The following is a 24,882-nucleotide window of genomic DNA, read 5'->3' as shown; positions in this document are numbered from 1 at the left end:
CGATATAGTGCATAGTTCTCTGATTGTTGGCGAGTAACGTCAGCCAGGTGATTAGGAGATGGATACGGTTTAAGCGAAACATGGTACGGGTACAGTGATTGGAGTCTGATAGCAAGCAGTACTGATTGCGCACTGTTATTGCAAAAAGAGCTGTAAAAGCCCGATAGGCAAAAACTAGTGCAGTATGGTGTCATCTTTGAAGCGTGTTACTACTTTATTCGAAGGTAGTTGCGTTGAGTTCTGTAAGAGTGGCCAGCTTGTAAGAATGCAAAATACGCTTGTTTGCTTTGCTAATCCTTTTGCAAGATGGGCTGTTGTAATTGAAGACTTTCGAAAGGTAATCCAATGAGCAAGTTACGCACTTCGGAGTTTAATGCGCGAATAATAGAAGCCGCAAATGTCCGATATGAACACTGTCTGGCATCAAATCGGTTGCATAAACTAGGATAATTTAATGCTAATTGAAGATCAAAAATCCAATCTTATCCCTCTCACTCCACAGCAACGAGAGATTTACATAGACCACATCAACAAAGGTGAGACTCCGGCTTACAACATAGGTGGTTATGTTGATATAAAAGAACTCGTTAATATCGCCAAAATGGAGCAGGCGATCCAACTGAGTTTGCGCCAGAATAAGATATTAAATTGCCGTTTTCCATTGGGTCTCAAGGATATTTGTCAGGTTGAACAACTATCTGAGTTCAATTTGGAGATGATAGACTACTCGTCTCTGACCGAACCTCAGCGAGTTGCAAAAAGCAGGGTGCAGGAGATTTTCCAAAAGCCATTTCGACTGGATACTGAATCATTGTTCAGGATAGGCTTAATAAAAATCTCAGAACAGCATTATTGGTTATACTTTATCTCTCACCATATTGTTATTGATGGTTGGGGCTATGCAAACTGGATCCGCCAAATCTTTTCCATCTACGCCAAACTGTGCCGTGAGGAATCTTTAGACTTCGAACCTTTGCCTTGTTTTCTTGAAATAGCCCGGAGTGGTGAACTTGTTACATCCCCGGATAAAATTGAAAAATCCAAGGAGTTTTGGCAGGAGATCTTTAGTGATATTAAAGGGTCTATGTTGCAACAACAGTCAGGAGGGGACAGTTTTAGCACTAAATTAATTAAGTTCATCACTCCAGAGCAATATCAGAGGTTTCTTAGCAAAGCCAACGAAAACAAACTCGCAGTTTTACCTTTATTCATGACAGCACTCAGTCTGTTGTGCTGTAGTATTGCCAGAGGCTCAGGTATCACTTTGGGAACCCCATTACACAATCGCGCCACAAAAAAGCAACGCGCTGTGGTGGGGGTATTTATGTCCATGCTGCCAGTGCGCATCGAATACCAGGCAGCTGACACTGTGGCTGATGCTGTTGCTAGAGTTACCAGGGATCTTCAACGCTCTTTCAGACACAAGAATTATCCGGTAAGTCGTATATTCAGTGATGCTTTGACACATAATAAGCAGCTAAGCAAACTGTTTGAGGCTGCATTTAATTATCAACAAATTGATTTCGATTTTCGTGAACAAGGTATTAATGCTGAAACCTGTTATTTAAACCATGAACAGGAAACGCTCCCTTTGATCGCAACATTGTGTGAGTATGGAGAGCAGCAATCCACTCAATTGCAACTGGATTTCAGGCATGATTATTTCAATGAGTATCAGGCGCAGAATTTACTTGAGTCTCTTTGGTGGCTGGTAAATCAAATGGTGGAAGCCCCTCAGAGTCGATTGGACCAGTTAACCCTTATTTCTGACCATTTACCTCTTCCAGACACAAAGAGCAATGTTGAACCGGTACTAACCCTGTTTGCGCAACAGGTTAATCGCGTCCCAGAGCATACTGCGATTGAGTTTGACGGGCATACTGTGACCTATCAGCAGTTGGACCAATTGAGTGATGCATTAGCAATCGTCTTGCAGCAGCAAGGTTGCAGAAAGGGGAGTCTGGTTGCAATCTGTTTGCCTAGAAGTATTGAGATGGTGGCTTACATCCTGGCGACCCTGAAAGTTGGAGCAGCTTATGTTCCGATTGACTATGAGTATCCGAAAGATAAAATTCACGCCATGTTGCAGGATATTGCTCCTCAACTATTGGTCATTCTGGAGGACGAAAAATCCCAACTGACAGATCTTGCCGATAAGCTACTGAGTGCGTCAGATTTTAGCTTACAAGCATTGTTGGGTCAGGCGCCAGTGACCAAATTTCAAAGGGCGGAGTCTGCACCTGATGATCTGGCCTATATTATGTTTACCTCTGGTAGCACAGGGCGTCCCAAAGGCACTATGATTGAGCATCGTTCTCTGAGTCATTTTGTAACAAATATTAAGGGCACTTATCAACTGACCTCCGATGACAGGATACTGCAATTTTCTACATTCAGTTTTGATATCTTTGTGGAGGAGTGTTTTGGTGCTTTGTGTCATGGTTGCACTCTGGTGCTGCGGTCGCCTGAAATTACTAGTGATGCTGACGCTTTCTGGCGGTTTATTGAGGATAAGTATATCTCCGTGATGAGTTTGCCAACGGCATTCTGGCACCAACTAGTAGCAAGCTCTGCGATTGTGTTACCTGAGTCTTTGCGACTGGTGATCTTGGGGGGGGAAGCGCTAAAAGCGGAACTGGTAAAACGTTGGTTTAACCTGGAGTCTGCACCAGTACTTGTCAACACTTATGGCCCCACAGAAACGACAGTTACCGCGACAACCTATCTCATCAGGAATAATGACGATGTTGTATCACCTTTGCCGATTGGTAAGGCCAATCCTCAAACCGAGCTATATATCCTGGATGCGGATAAGCGTCGGGTTCCACGTGGATGCGTCGGAGAGTTATATATAGGCGGTATATCTCTTGCCAGAGGTTATTATCAAAATCAGCAGGACACAGGTAAAGCCTTTAGTGACAATCCATTTGCACCGGGACGTCTTTATAAAACCGGTGATTTGGTTTGTGAACAGCCAGATGGTAATTTGCAATTTTTAGGGCGTATTGATAATCAGCTGAAAATCAGAGGTTTTCGTGTAGAGCCAGATGAAGTTGCAGAGCACCTTATGCAATGTGGTGCAAAAGAAGCGGTGGTAACAAGTTTTCAGAGCGACTTGAAAGGCAAGCAACTGGTTGCTTACGTTACAGGAATTGCTAATACGCAACAGCTGCGGCAGAGAATGAAACAGCGGGTTCCTGCCTACATGGTGCCAGCAGCGATTATTGCTTTGGATAGCTTACCCCTTACCAGCAATGGTAAAACAGATTTCCGGCGTTTGCCTGAACCAGGTATCACTGCTCAGGAGCAAGGTTTATATGTAGCACCTAGTACGCCGGAAGAAACTGTATTGGTAGAAGTTTGGCAGCGTTTACTGAGTGTGTCCCAGGTGGGGGTGCACGACAATTTCTTCGAGTCTGGTGGCTTCTCTTTGCTTGTGATTGATATGATGAGTCAGTTGCGAGACCAAGGTTATCAGATGCAGGTGGCAGATCTGTATCGGAGCGAAGTGCTAAAAGATTTTGCTCTGACTTTAAAGAGGCTTGATCATAAAGTTGTAAATACAGTAGTGACGGAAGATCGCTTCTCTGTTTCTGCGGATTGCAGGCAAACTATTAGCCAACGTATTCCTGGTTCAGAGCAAAACATTCAGCGTTTGCTTCCGTTGTCACCCTTACAGGAAGGGATTTTCTTTCATCATCGATTGAATCAGACCAATGACCCTTATGTTATTCCTGTGTTGCTGGAGTTTGCTGACAGCAACGACATTAGTAGTTTTTTTGATGCCTTGCAGGTCACTATCAACAGGCATGAAGCCTTGCGTACAGCTATTGTTTGGAAAAATCTGGATTCGCCTGTGCAGGTGGTATGCCGACAGGCGAGTATTAACCCTGTTGTCCGTACTTTTGACAATCATGAGCAAGCCAGAGAGTTTTGCCAGGCACAGCTTAAAGGTCAGCGATTCATCTGCCTGGAGGAAGCGCCTTTAATCGAATGTATTCAGGTAAATGTTGCTGGGCAGCAGCGTGGCTATGTGATTTTTAAACAGCACCACCTCATTAGTGACCACGTATCTATTCTATTGCAAATTCAGGAAATTACACGTCACATGGCTGGCGAAGTTGCAGATGCAGCTAATCCATACCAATATCGGGATTTTGTAGATCATTGCCTCAACATCGCTGATTTGCAGGGTGCCACAGAGTATTTTGCTAGCCTGCTCAAGGATGTTACCGAGACGGTTGCTCCATTTAGAATGTTAGATGTACATGGTGATGGCAGTGATATTGAGATTTTGCGGCAACGCATCAACCCTGCGTTTTCGCAACAGATCAAGGATGTTGCCAGTAAGTATAATTGCAGTCCGGCGGTGTTATTTCACATGACTTGGGCGCTGCTGGTGGCCAAGACTGCCAGAACCAACAAAGTGGTGTTTGGTACTTTGATGTCTGGTAGGTTACAGCCAGTCAAAGGAATTGGTTCAATGCTGGGGCTGTTGATTAATCAATTGCCCTTTGTTTTGTCTATATCAGATGAATCTGTCGCTGCCATATTGAAAAAAGTGGATGTGGCTCTGGCAGAGCTGGTTAACTATGAGTTTTTCCCTCTTTCCGCGGCGCAGGCTCTCAGCGATATTCCGGCGGGTAGACCACTGTTTACTAGTATTTTGAATTATCGTCACAAAGGCGAACAGCATTTTGTTGATGGTGGCAACCGATTCAAGCTGAAAGAAGTGATCGAATATACTAACTATCCTTTGGAGATTGGCGTAGATGTTGAGGATAAGTTCTTTGAGTTGGAGGTACATTCTCACAAGTTAATTGGCGCTAGACTGGTTTTAGAGCTGTTTGAACAAACACTGTATAACCTTGTGCACACCTTACAACATGCGCCAGGAAGTAAATTTTTGAGCATTGACATTCTGTCTGAATCTCGTAAACAGCAAGCTGTGGCTCTAAGTACAGGTAAATCAGTGCTCTACCCAGGAACTCAGCTGGTACATCGCCGTTTTGAGCAAATGGTTAATAAGTATGCCGACAATATCGCAGCGGTATGTGGTGACCAAACCATTAGCTATCGTGAGTTGAATAGCAGAGCTAACCGACTGGCCCGATATCTGATAGAAAATGGTTTAAGCCAAGGTAATCTGGTAGCAATACATTTGCCGCGTTCGATAGATTTTCTCTGTGCTATTTTAGCCACGCTTAAAGCTGGTTGTGCCTATGTGCCGGTAGACAACAACTGTCCGGATGAGCGGCTGACCTTTATCCTGCAACATTCCAGTGCACAATTTGTGCTGGTAGATGACAGGTTTAATACTGAGCTGACAGCGCCATTGGCAATCAACGTAATTACCAGTGAAAATGTGTACACCGGACTGGCGGATTTTCCTGAGCATAACCTGGATGTGCAGCAAGAGGCTGGAAGTGCAGCCTATATGATTTACACTTCAGGTTCCACTGGCAAACCCAAAGGGGCTTTGGTACATCATGCTGGCGCTCTGAATCACATTGACGCAGAGTTCGATGTGCTTGGCTACCTGACACAGGATTTGTCGGCAACACCCAGGAACTTCTTACAAAGTGCTGCAGTGTCGTCAGATGTGTCAGTATGGCAATTTTTAGCGCCAGTTCTGAGTGGCGGGAAAACTGTTATTTTGCAGGAGGTCACTGATCTAAAAGCATATCTGCAAACCTTACAACATGAAGATGTAAACCTTATTCAAACTGCACCATCGGTATTAGGCTTATTGATTGAATATTTACAAACTTTATCTCCACAGGAACGACAGTTGCCAGCGTTGCAGTGGTTAATGATTATCGCTGAACCTTGCCCTGTTAGACTGGTAAATCAATGGCTTGAAATGTACCCGAGAATTCCGGTGATGAATGGTTATGGGCCATCAGAAGCCTCCGATGATATAACCTGGTACATTATTGATAAAGCACTCGATGAAAACTGGAAAACTGTGCCGGTGGGGACTGCCCTGCCGAACTTATCTATGTATGTCGTTGACGACAACTTGTGTTTGATGCCACCCAATGTCGTTGGAGAATTGTGTGTGTCAGGTGTGGGGGTTGGCCTTGGATATTGGCAAAATCCTGCCAAAACTGAAGCTGCTTTTAAAGCTAACCCATTTATAAAATATGGCGGTCATGGTGAGCGTTTATATCGCACGGGAGATCTGGGCAGAATGTTACCTTGTGGCACCATCGAGCTGCTTGGGCGTACTGATAACCAGATAAAAATCCGAGGCTTCCGGGTTGAGCTTGGAGAAATAGAAGCTGCATTCACTGCTCTGGATGTCGTAAAAGATGCCGTTGTGCTGTTGCGAACAGACAATATTGGCAACAAGTTCCTCGCGGCCTGGTTGGTATTGCACCATCAGACAGATGCTTCCAGTAAGGTTATGGTGGGCGAAATACTGCAGGAACTGAGACAGCAACTTCCTGACCATATGATCCCTGCTCACGTAGAGCTACTTGACGCAATGCCATTAAATGCCGCAGATAAGATTGATCGTAAAGCGCTACCGGAGATTAAATTAAACAGACAGCTGTTGGATGACTTCGAAGCTCCCGAGTCAGTGCAGGAACGCCAGCTCGCGGTAATTTGGTCAGAGTTATTAGGTCCTGAACTTATCAGCCGCAATGATAACTTCTTCCAACTCGGCGGCAACTCCCTGTCGTTGATGAAGCTGGCAGCCAGAGTCAACAAAGTGTTTAAGGTAGAATTGCCAGTAAAATCAATGTTTGACGCGACCAACCTGGCGGAACTGGCGTTACTGGTACAACAGGCTCCGGCGGCAAGAATTGAAAGAAGTGAAAATCGAATTCCTGAAAACTGCCGTCTAATTCATCCAGAAATGCTGGATCTGATGCAGTTGAATGACGCTGAACTCGCTACACTGGTGATGCAGGTCCATGGCCGGGATCAAAATATTCAAGATATTTATCCCTTGATGCCTCTACAAAAGGGCATGTTGTATCAGAGCTTGCTGGATGGTACGTCGGATACCTATATCGAACAAACGCTGTTAACATTTGATTCATACAGCAGATTCCAGGAGTTTTTAGCGGCTTTCAATCGTTTGCTGATGCAATACGATGTGCTCAGAACCGTATTTATCTGGGAAGGACTCAAAGAACCGGCTCAGGTGGTTCTGCGTAAGGCCGAGTTAAAAGTGACTCAGTTGAAAGCAAGTAGTTCAGAAACAAGTTTGCAACTAATGCAAGACTTGCTGGCATCAGGTGCGACTGCAATGGACCTTGCTACAGCGCCGTTAATTGAGGTGGTGTACTGCACAGATGGTACAGGATGCAATGCGCTGGTGAGAACGCATCATTTATTGCTGGACCATGTTTCCACAGAAATCCTGTTTTCCGAACTTGCGCAACAATTGGCGGGTAAACAGCCGGCTATCCCCACAGCTGGTAAGTTCCGTGAGCAGGTTGCTGCCTATTTGAGGACGCATGATAACAGCAGCGCTATGGCGTTTTATCAGGAAAAATTAGGTCAGATACAAACGCCAACTTTGGTCTTTGAAGGATTCAACGACGCCGCCGCTCCGATTCGGCAAACCGAACACAGTGATATGCTGGATACTCAGGTTGTTGCGCAAATAAGGCAAGTGTGCCGACAACTTAAAACTACCCCTGCGACTTTGTTTCATGCCGCATGGGCTGTGGTGCTGGCAAAATGTACCCGACAGCAGCAGGTGACCTTTGCTACAGTATTGTTGGGCCGAATGCAGGCGACGGATTTCTCGGAAAACGTACTGGGTATGTTAATTAACACATTACCAGTGCATCTGATTCTTGAGCAAGCATCAACGCTGGAGCTGGTGCAGCAAACCCATCAGTATTTATCAGATATGATGACATGGGAGCATGCTTCACTAAGCGAAGTGCTCAGGCTTACTAATATTCCGGCCGGTACTAAGCTGTTTAACTCATTATTAAATTATCGAAATATTGAGGTTCAGGCCATCCAGACAGGTGGGGCTGAACTGGCTGACGGCATCAGGTTGTTAAAAAAGCTGGACAACAGTGAGTATGATGTGGATGTCAACGTTAGTGATCTTGGTGGCGATTTTCAACTGCATATCGCCTCCGCGACAGTCATGCCAGCCAGGGTGTTAGTAGGACTGTTGCAAAATACCATCAACGATCTGGTCAATACCCTGCAGAATGAATCAGGAAAATCCTGGAAGTCTTTGTCTATACTAACGGAGCAGGATGTCACTCAGCAGTTGCAAGCCTATCAGTATCCACAACGTCAGTGGTGTATTGAAACCACATTGCATCAGCGTTTTGAAGCCATGGTTTTGTCTTTCCCGGATGAAGTGGCCGTGGTCCATGGGCAACAAGAACTTACTTATCAGCAACTTAACTTTAGAGCCAATCAACTGGCTGACTATTTGCGCGCCAATGGAGTGGCTGAAGGCCAGAGAGTGGGCATATATATGCCTCGTTGTTGTGATTTTCTGGTGAGTATTCTGGCAATTATGAAAGCTTCGGCGGCCTACGTGCCTTTTGACCCGGTAAACCCCAAAGGTAGATTAGAAACTATGCTGGCTGATGCTCAGCTGTCAGTATTGATCACTCATCAGGCGCTTGACGGAACAATTGTTACCACTGATGTACCCTGCGTTTTGCAGTACTCAGCATCTGAGTTGCAAGATTACAATGGCGAAAATGTGCCTCACAAACTGGCGGCTACAAGACCTGCTTACATGCTTTACACTTCGGGCTCCACGGGCAAACCCAAAGGTGCGCTGGTGCATCATGCCGGGGCGATGAACCATATCTTTGCAGAGTTTCATGTGCTTGGATTTATCGATGATCAGGGGCAGCCGCAGGCAAAAAACTTTTTACAGACTGCTGCTTCGTCTTCCGATGTTTCAGTGTGGCAATTTCTGGCCCCTCTCATGTGCGGTGGTAAAACGGTTATCATAGACGACACTAGCGACATAAAGGCCGTGTTTAACGCGCTGTATGAGCATCATATTCACTTGATTGAAGCCGCTCCGGTTGTTATTGGATTGATGTTGGATTACGTTCAGTCTGACCAGATAAATACCGAAAGCTTGTACTTACAATGGTTGATGACCACAGGGGAGGCTACCACGTCAGCTCTGATCAAACGATGGTTTGAATGCTTCCCTCAAATCCCGGTTGTCAATGGCTATGGGCCGACGGAAGCTTCTGATGATATTACTTACCATATTCAGCGGGATGCGCTTGCAGAGGGTTACGAAACGCTGCCTATTGGCATTGCTTTACCAAACCTGGCGGTATACGTCATGGACGAGCAGCAACAGTTACTTCCGCTGGGTGTGCCAGGCGAAATATGTGTTGCTGGCATAGGAGTGGGTCTTGGCTACTGGAAAAATGAAGAGAAAACCAGACAGAGCTTTGTAAACAACCCTTATGCCGATGGTAATATACAGGGAGAAGTACTGTACCGCACTGGCGATTTAGGACGTTGGGAAACTGATAATGAGGGGCAAATAAAACAATTGCACTTTATTGGTCGATTTGATGATCAGGTTAAAATCCGAGGATTCCGTATTGAACTGGGTGAAGTGGAATCAGCGTTAGCGAAAATCCAAGGTGTGGGCAGCGCAGCAGTTATTGTTGTGGATGATCATCAAGGACAGAAAGCGCTGGCTGCTTATCTGGTGGGCTTGCCGGGCAGTAATTTGCAGGTTAAAGAGGTACGCAGTACGTTATGTGACATGTTACCGCCCCATATGATCCCTGCCAACTTCACTGTGTTGCAATCCATGCCCATGAACGCAGCAAATAAAATCGACAGGCGAGCTTTGCCTGTGCCTGACTTCAGTGTTTTTGATGAGCCGCTCAGCAAGCCTGAAAGCGCCATGCAGATCACTATTGCAAGAAGCTGGTCAAAACTTTTTGGTATAGACCAAGCTGGTCTGGGACTGGAAAGCAATTTCTTTGAGTTGGGTGGGCATTCCATTCTGGTGGTACAGCTGTTGTCGGAATTACGCAGCCAACTAGCACTGCAATTAACTGTGTCTGAAGTTTTTGTTAATCCAACGATTGGACAGTTGTCGGAACTTTTAGAAGAAAAATTAACTTATGTGCAGTTAAACGAAAAACAACGCACGACTGAAATACTAAGTGAGGGTGTACTGTGAACATTGCCGGACTAATCAAAAAAGCAACGAATGCAGGCGTGTTTTTACACATCGACAATGGCAATTTACGTTTTAAACTTTCGGTTACTGAATTTCCAGCGGATCTCAAAGCTGATATTCTGGCTAACAAAGCCAAGATCATAGCGTTTTTATCCAGACAGGATGTCGCAGCTGTGGCTTCAGAGGCTGAGACTATTAGTCCCTTTGAGGGAGACCGAGAAACAGCTCCGCTATCTTTTTCTCAGAATCGTTTGTGGTTTATCGATGAGCTACAATCGGGTCACTCTACCAATTACAATATGGCTATAGCGTTTGATGTGACAGGTCCATTTGATGTCAAAAAAGCGGAAACGGCCATACGAAAGATCATTGATCGCCATGAGGTGCTGCGAACCAGCTACCGGAAAGATGAAGGACAGCCGATACAAATTATTCAAAAGGATGTTCTGTTTAATCTAACCTGTGAAGATGTTTCTCACCTGGATGGGCAGACACAGCAGCGGTATATCGAATCGCTTATCAAAGCTGATATTAATACCCCGTTTAATCTTCAAAGAGATCTGATGATTCGGGCAAGCTGGCTAAAAATTTCATCCGTCAATGGTGTCTTGCTGTTTAATATCCATCACATCGCTTCTGATGGCTGGTCGGAGAAGGTTTTGTGGGGTGAGTTCCAGCACTTTTATCAATCAAAATCGGGTGACCAAAAAGCTACTCCGTTGCCTTTGACAATACAAATTCAGGATTATGCTCGCTGGCAACGGCGACTCGAAAATAAGCCGAACTGGCAAACGCAAAAACAGTTCTGGGCGGATTACCTGACTGGAATTCCAAATGTGCATCAGTTGCCCCTGGATTTTCCAAGGCCTGCTGAGTTTAATCCGCAAGGTGGTCTGGTTATTCATCAGGTGCAACAGGTTAGTAGCAATCAGTTGACTGCGTTTGCAGCGCAGCAGGGTAGTACCCAATTTATGATGTTACACGCTGTGTTTGCTATTCTGCTGGCAAGATACAGTGGTCAGGCTGATATTGTTATGGGCACACCAGTTGCAAATAGAGCTATCCCAGAACTGACTGGGCTGATTGGCTGTCTGGTGAACACGGCTGTACTTCGCACTCAGGTAGAGGCTGATACAGACGTAAGTTATTATCTGAACAGTGTGACGCAAAGCGACAGCGAGGTAATCACTCATCAGTCCTTTCCTTTCGAGAAACTGGTGGAAATTTTAAATCCAGCCAGAAGCAACAGCTATCATCCTGTGTTTCAGATCATGTTTAATGTTGAAAATGAAGACGATGATGGCGTAGCGACTGTTGACGGTGTTTCATTTACAAAACGAACCCGAAATACAATTCAGGCGCAGTTTGATCTATCCCTCACCATCAAACTAGGGACATCTGGCATAGTGCTCTCTTTCGAATACTGTGCTGCGTTGTTTAATTCACAAACCATCAAGCAAATGGCGAAACACTTTGAACAGTTGTTGCTGGGTGTTGTCAGCGGTGCCAGCGGCAGTGTTGCTGAACTTGAAATGCTAACCCCTGAAGAAAAACAGGCGCTCATTTTCGATATGAACAAGACAGAGGTTGCTCTGCCAGAAAACGAGAATGTGATCTCCTTGTTTGAACGTCAGGTGATTGCAACCCCTGACGCAGTGTCTTTGAGGTTTGAGAGCAGCTCGCTAACTTATCGGCAGTTGAACGAAAATGCCAACAGAATGGCCAACAGGCTACGGCAACTAGGCGTCAAATCCGGGGATAAGGTAGCTTTACAGTTGCCCCGTAGTTTTGAACTTGTGGTTGCAATATATGGAGTTCTTAAAGCCGGTGCCGCTTATTTGCCATTGGATCTCACTTTACCTCCAAATCGTCTGCAATACATTCTGGAAGATGCCCAGCCTGCGCTGCTGATCAGCAACAATAAAGCATACGAAACTAAACAAGCTGAGGTCTTACACTTTGACAGCCTAGATCAATTGCAGGCCTGGTCACCTGAGTTTCAGACAGACACAATGATCAAAGGCGAAGATCTCGCTTATGTCATTTATACTTCTGGTTCCACCGGGCAACCCAAAGGGGTACTGTGTCACCACTTAGGTTTATTTAACCGTATTCACTGGATGCAGGAAGCTCTGCGACTGCAAGCAGATGACGTGGTACTGCAAAAAACTCCTTATTCCTTTGATGTGTCTGTGTGGGAATTCACCTGGCCACTTATGTATGGCGCCACCTTGGTCATCGCTAAGCCTGAAGGTCACAAAGATCCTGAATATTTACAGCAGCTTATTGCCAGGGAAGGTGTGACAACTCTGCATTTTGTACCCTCTATGTTGTCGGTGTTCCTGGAATCTCAGAGTCATCAAGATACTGTTAATCTAGCGTCCCTGAAACGCGTCATTTGTAGTGGTGAGTCCCTGAGTAAGGAGCTGGAAAAGAATTTTTTCAACTCAGGTTGCTCAGCGCAACTGATCAACCTTTATGGCCCTACAGAAGCCGCGATAGATGTAAGTTATTGGTTTTGTCAGAATGATAAACAACACTTTGTACCCATAGGTAAGCCTATTCAAAATACCCAGCTTTATGTGGTAAACGAACAGTTGCAACTTTGCCCTGTGGGTGTTCATGGCGAGCTTCTCATCTCAGGAATGGGAGTGGCTCACGGCTATCTAAATAAGGGTGAGCTTACAAAAGAAAAATTTGTCCCTCATCCCTTTATTGATGGTGCAATAGCCTATCGCACTGGCGATCTTGTACGCCGCTTACCTGATGGCAATATTGACTATATTAGCCGCATAGACCATCAAGTTAAATTACGTGGTTTCAGGATTGAATTAGGGGAGATTCAATATGCTCTGGATCAGCATCCACAGGTAAAGGAATCGCTGGTTATGGTGCGAGAAGACATGCCAGGATGTAAAGAACTGGTGGCTTACCTTGTGACCTCCCATGGCGCTGACTTGTCGGTGACTGAACTCAGGCAATTTCTGACCTCATCGTTACCTCAGTATATGCTGCCCGGCGCGATCGTATTTATCGACGCCTTTCCAGTCACTGCTAATGGTAAGGCAGATCGCAAGGCGTTGCCTGCTCCAGATGGTAAAAGTTATCTGCAAAAACAATACAGGGCACCTGAGGGTAAGCTGGAAGAGATACTTGCTGAGGTATGGCAGACGCTATTGCCGGCACAACAACCTGGTAGAGATGATAACTTTTTTGACTTGGGCGGCCACTCATTGTTGGTGACAAAAATGATTAGCTTGCTTGCAGCACAAGGCTATCAAATGAAAGTAAGCCAGCTCTTTAACTCTCCGGTACTTAAGGATTTAGCCTTACAACTGCAACTACAGAAAGTCCTGTCTACACCAGAAAAATCAGCGGCGTTTTTGCCGGATAAATCCCAGTGTTTGGCCGCATTAAATGGCGCTGAGTTAGAACGCATTCGTCACAGTATTAATGGTGGCCTGGATAACCTTCAGGACATTTATCCTCTGACACCACTGCAGCATGGTATTTTGTTCCATCATACTCTGGTAAAGAATTCCGACCCTTACATTACAGTACTGCCTTTTACCTTTAATTCCCGGGAAACCATGCATCAGGTACTGGCAGCTTTGCAAAAAGTGGTGGACCGCCATGATATCTTGCGTACCAGCTTTGTCTGGAATGGTCTGGCAGAACCATTGCAATTGGTTTGGCGGCAAGCCCCCTTGAGCATCAATGAGCTGGCCCGAACCTCTGAGGTCAGCTTCGATGAGCAGATTGCTGAGCTGTCCAGTTCCGATAACCTCACAATGGATGCCAGCAAAGCTCCTATGTTAACTGCGGAGTATTTGCTGGATGATGGCTCGCAAAAATGCGTATTGTTCTTAAAAATCCACCACTTGGTGCATGACAATATTTCGTTGCAAATCATAGAAGCAGAATTACTGGCATTTCTAACCGGAGAAGAAGAGCGGTTACAAGAACCTATTCCGTTTAAAAAGGTTTTCGAAAATGGACTGGTGAGCAAAGAACTCAGTGTTGAAGCCAAAGACTACTATGGCACATTATTATCTGATTTTTCAGAGGTGACAGCGCCTTTTGGTTTAACCGATACTCTTTCTGATGGCAGTAGCTTGGTGGATGATACCCATGTTCTTGATCAGATGTTGGGGCGTGAAATCCGGCAGTTGGCTATTGCTCACAAAATCTCTCCAGCAGCTATTTTTCATCTTGCCTGGGCAATAGTGGTATCCCGTTGCAGTGGTGAAAATGATGTTGTTTTTGGCACTGTTCTATCCGGGCGTCTTGGAGGGATAGTAGGGGCGGAACAAATGCCTGGCATGTTTATAAATACCTTGCCTATACGCATTGATGTGAGTCAGCAAAAGGTGCATAGCGCCTTACAGCAAATATTCCAGCAAATCATGGAGCTAACCCGCTTTGAAAATGCCTCATTATCTGACGTTCAACAATTAAGCTCAATTGAAAGCGGCACACCTTTGTTTACTACCATGCTCAATTATCGCCATAACCTGCAGCAGAACAATTATGCTGCGTTAGATATTTATCAGCAAATGGGCATAAAGCCAGTCGAGGTATCTGAGCGTTCTAACTTCCCTTTTGCTATGTCCGTGGATGATGAGGGTGAAGAATTCATTCTTACCAGCCACATTCATCATGATATTGCCGCTTCGCGAATTACCCAATACATGGTTAATGCTTTGATTGGGATAGTAGCTGCCTTATACAAATTGCCTTATAACCTTGAACATGCCGATTCAGCGCAAGGCGTTTCTTTACTTGATATCAATATACTGCCGCAACAGGAACGTAACTGGTTGGTTGAAGGGGCCAATAACTCAGCTCGTGTGCTACCACAGGGACTGTGTGTGCACCAAATGATAGAACATTACGCGCACACTCAGCCATCGCATCTGGCGATTCTTGGGCACGATGCCAGTGCAGAAACACAAAGCCTGACGTATGCGGAGCTCAATCAAAAAGCCAATAGTCTGGCGCAGACACTGATTGTTCAGGGAGTGGTTGCCGATAGCTTGGTAGCTGTGCGTCTGCATCGAAGTATCGATATGATGGTGGCGGTACTGGCGATTCTGAAAGCGGGTGGTGCTTATTTGCCAGTGGACCCGAATTACCCAGAGGATCGCCAGCAGTTAATCATTGAAGATGCTAAACCTAAAGTGATTTTGAGCGTCTCTGATATTCCTGCCTCGGACAGTCTCTGGCAGTGTGCCACACTGAATCTGGATACCTTTCCGTTTGAACAGGTAACTGAACTGAATCCAGTGCACGTCAATGAGGAGCATCTGGCTTACGTTATGTACACTTCTGGCTCTACCGGTAAACCTAAAGGTGTGATGGTGGAGCACCGTAATCTAGTGAATTTGGCGTTTGCGCTGAGGGAGTTTTACGAGTTTACTCCCGAAGATAGGGTATTGCAGTTTGCTTCCCTGAGCTTTGATATGTCTGTGGAGGAAATCTTTGGTGCCTTGTGTAATGGCTCCACACTGGTGTTGAGGAACGAGGACTGTATCGGCGACGTGAGAAGTTTCTGGGACTTTATCTCTTCCCATCAAGTTTCTGCTATCAATATACCAACAACTTTCTGGCATCAGATAGTGGCGGCTGAACACCTCAGCATCCCGGGGTGCTTGCGGCAGATAAGTGTTGGTGGAGAGCAGTTAAATCCTGCAAAGATTAAGGCTTGGTATGAACGAAAGGGCCACCTGCCAAAACTGCTGAACGCCTATGGACCGACGGAGTGCACAGTTAATGTTTCCGTTGGCGACAACCTCTATGAACGTAGGTTATCCATTGGTGAGCCAATTGCCAATATGCAAATGTTTGTGCTTGATGCACAGGGCGCTTTATTGCCTAAAGGAGTGACAGGCGAATTACATTGTGCCGGGGCAGGTATCGTCAGAGGGTATTTAAACCGCCCGGAATTAACAGCAGAACGTTTTGTTAACAGCAAGGCGTTGGATGGCCGACGTCTTTACAAAACCGGAGACCTGGTAAGATATGGCAAACACAATAGTCTTGAATATCTTGGACGTAACGACAGTCAGGTAAAAATACGCGGTTACCGTATAGAGTTAAGTGAAGTTGAAGCTGTTCTTGGCAATGTGCCACAGATAGAGCAGGTTGCAGTTATTACACATAAGACCTCAGAGGGGCACCTACAATTACTTGGCTACTACACCGCTGAAGCTAAGTTAGCTAGTGATACTGTGAAACAGCAACTGAAACGTAATTTACCTGACTACATGATTCCGGCCTTTCTGATACAGTTGGCGTCTTTCCCAAAGACGCCCAATGACAAAATTGACCGGAAAGCTCTGCCATTACCTTCGGCACAAAACATTCAGACTGATAATTATCAGGCCCCTATAGGTGAGACTGAATCTGTTCTGGCTGATGCATGGCAAGAAGTATTTAAGTTGCCAATACCAGTGAGCCGGGGAGCACACTTTTTTGAATCCGGTGGCCACTCATTACTGGTGATGCAACTTGTTTCTCAGGTATCGATGCGTGGCTATAAACTGTTGGCCAAAGACGTATTTCGGTATCCTGTATTGCTAGATTTGGCAAAAACGCTTAACAGCAGCTCACCTCTGGCAGAAAAAGCTAATTCACTAATCCCTGAAAACGCCAAGGTCATAACTTCTGAAATGGTGCCATTGCTGTCTCTGTCAAATGAAGAGTTGCAGCAACTTGTAGCACGTGTGCCGGGAGGCTCTGCAAATATTCAGGATATGTATCCTTTAGTGCCGCTTCAGAAGGGGCTGCTGTTTCATCACATGATGAATGAGTATTCGGATATTTACGTAACTCCGATGCTATATCGCATCGCTTCTGAACAGCATCTTGCGGACTTTATATCAGCTTTTAAGCAGGTTGTTGAGCGTCACGATGCTTTGCGAACCGCAATTTACTGGCGAGATTTGGCTGCACCAGTACAAGTGGTGATGCGCCGGGTTGAAATCCCGCTTACCTATAAAACCAGTGAATCTGTCGGGCAGCATCAACACATCATTGATGAGCTTATGTCCGTACAAAAACAATGGTTGGACGTGGAAAAGGCACCTATGATCGCAATGACCGTGGTGCAGGGAAGTGACGATATTCACTTGGTTATACAAGAGCATCACCTGATTTCGGATCATGTATCTTTAGATGTAATCCAGCAGGAGCTGGTATTAGCTTTACAGGGTAAATTGCAACAGCAGCCTGAAGCTGTGCCTTATCGAACCTTTGTGGAGAATTTAAACCAGAAACAGGATGAAATCCAAGGCAGACAGTTTTTCCGCGAGCTACTGTCGGATGTGACCGAAGTTACCTCGGCATTTGATCTTGCCGATGCCCGCAGTGATGGTACTGCTAATATTGAACTGCAAACTCTGCTACCAGAGTCTGTCACTGAAGCGGTTAACAGACTTTGCCAGCGCAGCGATATTAACTCCGCTGGATTATTCCATCTGGCCTGGGGCATTGCGATGTCTCACTGGAGCAATCGCGATGATGTTGTGTTTGGCACAGTATTGTCTGGTCGAATGCAAAGCATAGCGGGTGCTGACCGTCTGGTGGGATTGTGTATCAATACCCTTCCTGTGAGGATCAAGTTTCATCAAAAACCACTGCAACAAGTGCTTCAAGACGTGCAATTGCAGTTACAGGAGTTGGTGGCTTTTGAACACCTGCCTGCCATGATTGCGGAAGATGAATCTGGTCTGGTTTCAGGTAGTCCTTTGATCACATCTTTGTTTAACTATCGCCATTCAGAGCATGAGCATGAAGACAGTAAAGCCCTGATTCAATGGCAGGAGACAGGCATCGAACTGCAGAAAATCTATGACCGCACCAATTATCCGGTGAACATTTCTGTGGATGATTTAGGACAAAAATACAATCTAACGTTTCAGGTTGATGCTGCTGTGGATGTGCAGCGGTTGAGCCAGCACTTCTTGCATATATTCGAAGTTTTATTGTCCGAACTGGAGCAAGGGGGGGCTAAACATAGCGAGCAGTGCAAATGGTTGTTGCCCTCAGAAGAGCAGTACATAGACTCCCTCTTGTCCGGAGAATTGACAGTAACTGATACACAAGATTCGGTCTCAGAAAATCTGGCTTCCCAAGTGGAAGCCACCGCGAAGCGCATGCCAGATGCTATTGCGGTATCTTTCGGCTCTGAAACTCATTACTCCGAGATACAGGATTCCGTTTCTCTGAAGAACCAGAAGCTTAGCTATCAACAGCTAAATTCTCAGGCTAACCAACTGGCCAGGCTGCTTATAGAGCGGGGAGTAAGCCCCGGCAACAGAGTTGCCGTGTGTTTGCCTCGTTCTGTTGAGCTGGTGGTGTCTATTTTAGCCATATTTAAAGCCGGTGCCGGATATGTTCCTCTGGATGTAACCCTTCCAAAGGCTCGACTTAAGGCTATTGTTGATGACTTACCGGCCTGTCTGGTAGTTACCCGGAGCAGTTTACAGGCACAATTACCTGTGGATCCTATAAGACTGGTTTTACTGGATGATGCCGAAACTATCGCTCAAAAAGATGATCAAGCGGATAACAATCTGGAACTGGCCTTGCCACAAGGTTTGCCTGGTTATGTGGTTTATACCTCAGGCTCTACCGGAATACCCAAGGGCATAGATATGCCACAAAAGGCACTGGTGAACTTGCTTGCTGCGACAAAAAATTGCGAACCAGAACTTACTCAACCGAGACGCTGGTTACAGTTCTCTTCTATTGGCTTTGATATCAGTTTTGTGGACATATTTTTACCGCTGGTGACAGGTGGTACTACATGTCTTATTCCGCAATCTTTACAGCGTGACATTGCATCCCTGGTGACGTTTATACATGGGCAAAACCTGGAAGTACTGAACCTGCCATATGCCGTATTGGAAGCTATGGCTGAGTATTGCAATTCTGCCAATGAGTTGCTGCCCGGGGTTAAGTTGATTATTTCCACAGCGGAAAGGCTCAAAGTGACGCCCGCTATCAGGAAATTCTTTATCAATCATAAACATATTCGATTTAGCAACCAATATGGGCCTGCCGAAACTCATGTTGTGAGTGCTTATAGGCTGAATGATGATCCCCTTAGTTGGCCAGAATTACCCTCAATCGGAGAGATGCTGGCGGGAACCAAAGGGTATGTTCTTGATGCTGCCATGAGAAAAGTACCTCATGGAGTTGCCGGAGAGTTATATATTGGCGGAGTCTGTGTTTCCAACGGTTATCTGAATCAGCCAGAACTTAGCCAACAAAAATATTTGGATAACCCCTTTTTACAGGGCTCTAAGATTTACAAAACCGGTGATTTGGTGAAGCTGAATACTAGTGGACAACTTCAATACCTGGGGCGTAATGATGAGCTGGTGAAAATTAGAGGATTTAGAATAGAACCGGGTGAAGTAGAGTCGCAAATCAGCAATATTCGCGGTGTAACACGCGTAGCCGTTTTGCCGAGGCAAAATCCTGCTGCACAGAGTGTTCTCGTGGCGTATATTCAGTGTAATAATGAGCTGAATGCAACCGAGATAAGATCCTTTCTACGCAGCAGAGTGCCAGAATATATGATCCCCGGGCACATTGAATTTCTGACGCAAATGCAGTTAACGGTGAATGGTAAAATTGATCGAAAAGCACTTCCGCAGCCTCAATGGAAGAATAGCTTTGAAGCGCCACAGGGTGATATTGAAACCCGCTTGGCTCAGCTGTGGCAGGAACTATTAAATATCGCTGAGATAGGGCGAACTGATAACTTTTTCATGTCTGGTGGTCATTCTTTGCTGGCTACCAGATTACAGTATCAGATCAAACAAACCTTTAATCTTGATATTCCTATCAACAACATATTTGAAAAACCTGTGTTGCTTGAGTTAGCAGCCTGGTTGCACGAAGAGCAAACCGTAGCAAATTTAGAACATTTACAAAATCAAATTGGATCCAGCTCTGAGGCTGAAGAATTGGTATGGTAAACATGGACAAGATTAAATCTTTCATCAATACGATGCATGCTCAGGGTGTGCTGGTGACACTGGACAATGGCAGCCTCAAAACCAGAGGGGCAATTGCTACCATTAATTCAGATCAGGCTAACTTTATTCGCGCCAATAAAACTGAAATTGTTGAGTTTTTGTCAGAGCTTAACGCTCGCAAACAAAGGAATGCGCAGATTGAGGCGCTAAATCAAAGCAGCGGTCCCTTGTCCTATGCACAACAGCGGCTTTGGATGATGCAATCACAGGATAAACAGAGTAATCAGTACAACATAGCCTTTGGTTTTGAAATCAAGGGGGATTTCTTCCCGGATATCGCAGAAAAGGCACTGCAGCAAATCATTAACCGGCATCAGATTTTGCGCACCAATTATGTGATTGAGCAGGACAAGCCAGTACAAAAAGTACGGGACAAGGTAGAGTTTAGCTTGTCTGTGATTGTCATCAGCGAGCAATCGGAAGGACTTACTCAGAACAAGATTGCGCAGCTCACCAGAGAGTTTGAATTAGCAACCTTCGATTTAAAACAGGATCTAATGGTAAAGGTGCAATGCCTGCAAATGTCAGAAGAGTACCATGTACTGCTTTTCAATATTAATCATATAGCCTTCGATGGCTGGTCCGCGGGTATCTTCCAGCAAGAGTTTGAAGCAATTTATAATGCAACCCGGCAAGGCCAGACAGCGCAATTGCCGCAGCTCAATATTCAATATTGCGATTATGCCAACTGGCAATTGACCCAGTCTGAACATAGCAAACAGCAGCAGGCCATTAAATATTGGACTCAACAGTTGACTGGTATGCCGCTGGTGCATAGTCTGGTGCTGGATAGACCTAGATCGGCAAAGCAAAGCAGTAACGGTGATTTGGTTAACTTTGATTTCGACACCAGACTGAGTACGCAAATTAAGCATTTTTGCCAGCAGCAAGGTTTGACCACAGCCATGTTTTTACAAAGCGCCTTTGCACTGTTAGTGGCGAAAAAGTCTCATCAGTCGGACGTGGTGCTTGGTGTGCCGGTGGCCAACCGGGAACATCAGGATCTGCAACCCCTTATCGGTTTTTTCGTCAATATGTTAGTTATGCGCAGTAACTGTGCTGCTGAACAATCTGTGGCTGAGTTTTTGGCACAGGTCAAAAATAATACGGTTAATGCCCTGAAATATCAGAATGTACCTTTTGATCAACTGGTTGAAATTATAAACCCGACGCGCAACAGAGCAATTGCACCCTTAGTGCAGTTGGTGTTTTCAATGCATCAGCGCTCTTCCTCAACACTGAATCTTGGCAATGTGCAAGTGAAGAGTCTCGATTCAGATCTTGTGCGCAGTCAGTTCGAACTGCTAATGAATGTAATTGAAGGAGATAACTTCCACGTTTCTCTGGAATTTAATACCGATTTGTTTAACAAAGATACAGTCCAGACCCTGTTGGCTCAGTATCAGGAAACCGTACAATTTTTACTTCAGGACAGCACAAAACCTTTATCTGATTGCGTTTATGCTGCATCTTCGGTTGGAAATAAAGCTTGGTCTGTATGGACAAGCGGAACTCAACCTGCCGAGGTAACGCAAAACGAATTACCCAATGTGTTACAGCTATTTGATGCAAGGCTGGCCTCAGATCCAGAGCGCATCGCGCTGATATTCAATGAGCAGGCATATAGCTACCAAAAGGTGGATGAACTATCCAGGAAATTAGCTGGACAGCTGGTTAGCAAGGGGGCAAAGCCCGGTGAATTGGTAGCCTTGTACGGCACTCGCTCAGCATGGCAGATTATGGCAGTACTTGCTATTTTGCGCAGTGGTGCGGCCTATTTACCAATGGATGAGTCATGGCCCTTGGGACGGGTAAAGCAGGTACTGGGATTATCTTCGGCCTGCTGCATTGTTGCTGACCTGAATAAATTGGAAAGTATCGAACATATTGGCGTGCCTGTAATTGGCTGTGCACCTGAGCAGTGGCAGCAAGGTGAGATTTTTCGGGATGCGGATACAACAGATCCCAAGCAGCCCGCCTATGTTATTTATACTTCAGGCACCACAGGTGAACCTAAAGGAGTGGTTATTTCCCATAGAAGTCTTGCCGACTATGTTAAGACTGCAACCGACTTGTATTATCATGATGTGGTAGGTGGTGTGATCTGCACATCTCTGAGTTTCGATGCCACGGTGACCAGTTTGTGGTTGCCTCTGTGTAACGGCGGAAAAGTGATCATAGTGCCAAAGACAGGTGATGAAATTTCCTTGTTGCAACAACTGTTGCAAAACTCCGACTCTCAAAACTGGCTATTTAAGCTAACACCTTCTCATCTTAAGGCACTACACCAGACCATGTTAGGTAGCAGTCTTTCTGCTCATATGCAGCACCAGATAGTGGTGGGCGGGGAAGCGCTGGCGGTAAGAGATGTTGAGCTATTAACAGCTGATTCGTTGCAGCACAGCCACATTTATAATGAGTACGGTCCTTCTGAGGCCACGGTTGGCTGCACTGTTTACAAAGTACCCCGGCAAAGTATCTCAGGGGATAGCTTACCAATAGGTATCCCAATGAAAAATACTCAAGTCAGGATCATGAATGAGCAGGGTATTCTTGTTACGCCAGGAGAAATAGGAGAGCTTTACGTGGCGGGGGTTTGTCTTGCTACTGAATATCTCAATAATCCTGACAAGACCAGTTCATCTTTTGTGAATGTGACTACTGAGTCAGGCAAGGCTGAGAGATTTTATAAAACGGGTGATTATGTTCGCTGTCTGGAAGATGGAAATCTGATATTTATTAACCGTATTGACGAACAGGTGAAATTTAACGGTTACCGTATAGAAACAGCCGAAATTAAACAGGTGGTTCTGAAAAACAATGCCGTGTTGGACTGCGTAGTAGTTCCTGAAATAGTGAATGGACAGATCAATAAACTAGTCGCTGCTTGTATTTTGACGACAGAAGCTTCAGAGCCACAAACAGTACTGCGGGAAAGGGTAACAGAGCAACTGGTCAAGCAGTTAAAACACTCGCTGCCTGCCTATATGGTGCCGGGAGTGATAGGTTTTGTGGAGACATTTCCTATGACTATCAATGGTAAATTGGATAAAGTCCGTTTACTGCGAGATATACAGGTGCAGACGAAAGTACACATTGCTCCTGAATCAGAAGAAGAAACAAAAATGCTGACGCTTTGGGCGCGACTATTAAATCAGCAGCCGGAGGCCATCAGCACCGATGCCAGATTCTTCGAAATCGGTGGACATTCGCTGTTGGCGGTTTCGCTACTGCATGGAATAAAGCTGGAATTCCAGGCGGAAGTGGGCCTTGACACCCTGTATGACCTGACTTTGAGAGAGCTATTAGGTGAGATATTTAAGTTACGGGTTACTCAGTCATTGGATGCTGCTGAAAAAGAATCGGGTAGACCTATGTTTGAAATGGAAATTTAACGATGTTTGATACTCACGCATTCATCACCGAACTGGCTGATGCAGGTATTCAATTGTCACTGGTTGACAGTAATTTAAAGTTAACCTCAGCAACTGGTGCTCCACCTGACAGTCAGTTACTGGCCCGAATTAAGCAGCAAAAACAAGTTATTATTGGTTATTTCAAAAGCTTAGGCGGGTTCAATTATTCTGAACCTGTGGTGGAAAAGGTTACCCTCGCGGAAGGAGCCCTACTGAGAGAAGAAAAGCTACAAGAACAAGATGGGCAGCAAAACCAGTGGGCAAACATGCAGCTGAAGCAGTTAAGCTCTGATTCTGCAGCACTGCTTATGGTTACTCCAGCAGTAGAGGACATCTCAACCGGGAATACATGGCAGCTTTCACCTCCGGAAAAAGAACACTTGCTATACAGGCTTTCCCGCCATGGTGCATTATTGTTTCGGGGAACAGGTCTGGACAGTCCGGAGAAAGTCAAACAGTTTGCTGAACAGTTTATTACTGAACTCTATGTGAGTAATACAGAACATCAGGAAATCGCTAACATAAAAGGAGTACAGTCTCCGGTAGAGTATGCTAACGAACAATTTTTGTTGTGGCATAACGAGAATACTTTTAATCATAGCTGGCCTTCAAAAATCGCCTTTAGCTGTCTCAAGCCTGCACCGCTAGGTGGGCAGACGCCCTTAGTGGATACTCGACAGTTTTGCGCCAGATTGCCGGAAGAGTTATTGAGCAAATTTGCCGAACTTGGGGTGATGTATGTGCGTCATTATCACAAGACTGACAAGTTTGGACTGGGGTGGCAAACGGTATTTAATACTGATGATAAAGAGGAAGTGGAAAAAAAATGCCAACAGCAGGGAATCGTTTATCAATGGCGTGATAATTGTCGCCTGATTACCAAAGCTGTCAGACCCGCATTTATGGAGCACCCTGTTACCAGGGAAAAATGCTGGGTGAGTCAGATTACTCATTGGCATCCATTGTGCCTTCCACAACAGGTGTTGGGATCCATGCAGGCCATGTTTGCGGTAGACGAGTTCCCCAGAAACTGTCTATTTGGTAATGGTGAACCCATATCTGGCGAAGATATTGCTTTGATTGTAGATGCATACATGCAGGCACAGTTTGCCTTTGACTGGCAGGCTGGTGATTTTCTATTGGTGGACAATATTGTAATGGCCCATGCCAGAGCGCCCTTTGCAGGAGATCGCAAACTCTGTGTTGTTATGGGCGATATGGTGACTTTCTAACAATTAACTATTTTGTTTTA

4 protein-coding genes are annotated in these 24,882 nt (G+C 45.4%); all 4 read left to right on the top strand.

Going from position 1 to position 24,882, the window contains the following annotated elements:
* The first annotated feature begins 454 nt into the window (after positions 1–454).
* From RHEIN_RS16605 to RHEIN_RS16590, 4 genes are read left to right on the top strand one after another with little or no spacing between them, the layout of a single operon-like run.
* Positions 455–10,165 (top strand): non-ribosomal peptide synthetase, encoded by a 9,711-nt coding sequence (locus tag RHEIN_RS16605; RefSeq protein ID WP_008900140.1) that lies wholly within the window; start codon positions 455–457, stop codon positions 10,163–10,165.
* On the top strand, positions 10,162–20,154 hold the full coding sequence (locus RHEIN_RS16600; protein ID WP_008900139.1) for a non-ribosomal peptide synthetase: 9,993 nt from the start codon (positions 10,162–10,164) through the stop codon (positions 20,152–20,154). Before RHEIN_RS16605 ends, RHEIN_RS16600 begins: the two co-directional genes overlap by 4 nt.
* A 2-nt stretch (positions 20,155–20,156) precedes the next feature.
* On the top strand, positions 20,157–23,609 hold the full coding sequence (locus tag RHEIN_RS16595) for a non-ribosomal peptide synthetase (protein WP_158005493.1): 3,453 nt from the start codon (positions 20,157–20,159) through the stop codon (positions 23,607–23,609).
* Between the two features lie 2 nt (positions 23,610–23,611).
* Positions 23,612–24,862, top strand: a complete 1,251-nt coding sequence (locus RHEIN_RS16590) for a TauD/TfdA family dioxygenase (protein WP_008900137.1) — start codon at positions 23,612–23,614, stop codon at positions 24,860–24,862.
* Positions 24,863–24,882 lie beyond the last annotated feature (20 nt).

Source organism: Rheinheimera sp. A13L (genome assembly GCF_000217935.1).
Classification (GTDB): Bacteria; Pseudomonadota; Gammaproteobacteria; order Enterobacterales; family Alteromonadaceae; genus Pararheinheimera.
The sequence above is the reverse complement of the archived record's forward strand: the minus strand, read 5'-3'. Positions and strand labels throughout refer to the sequence as shown.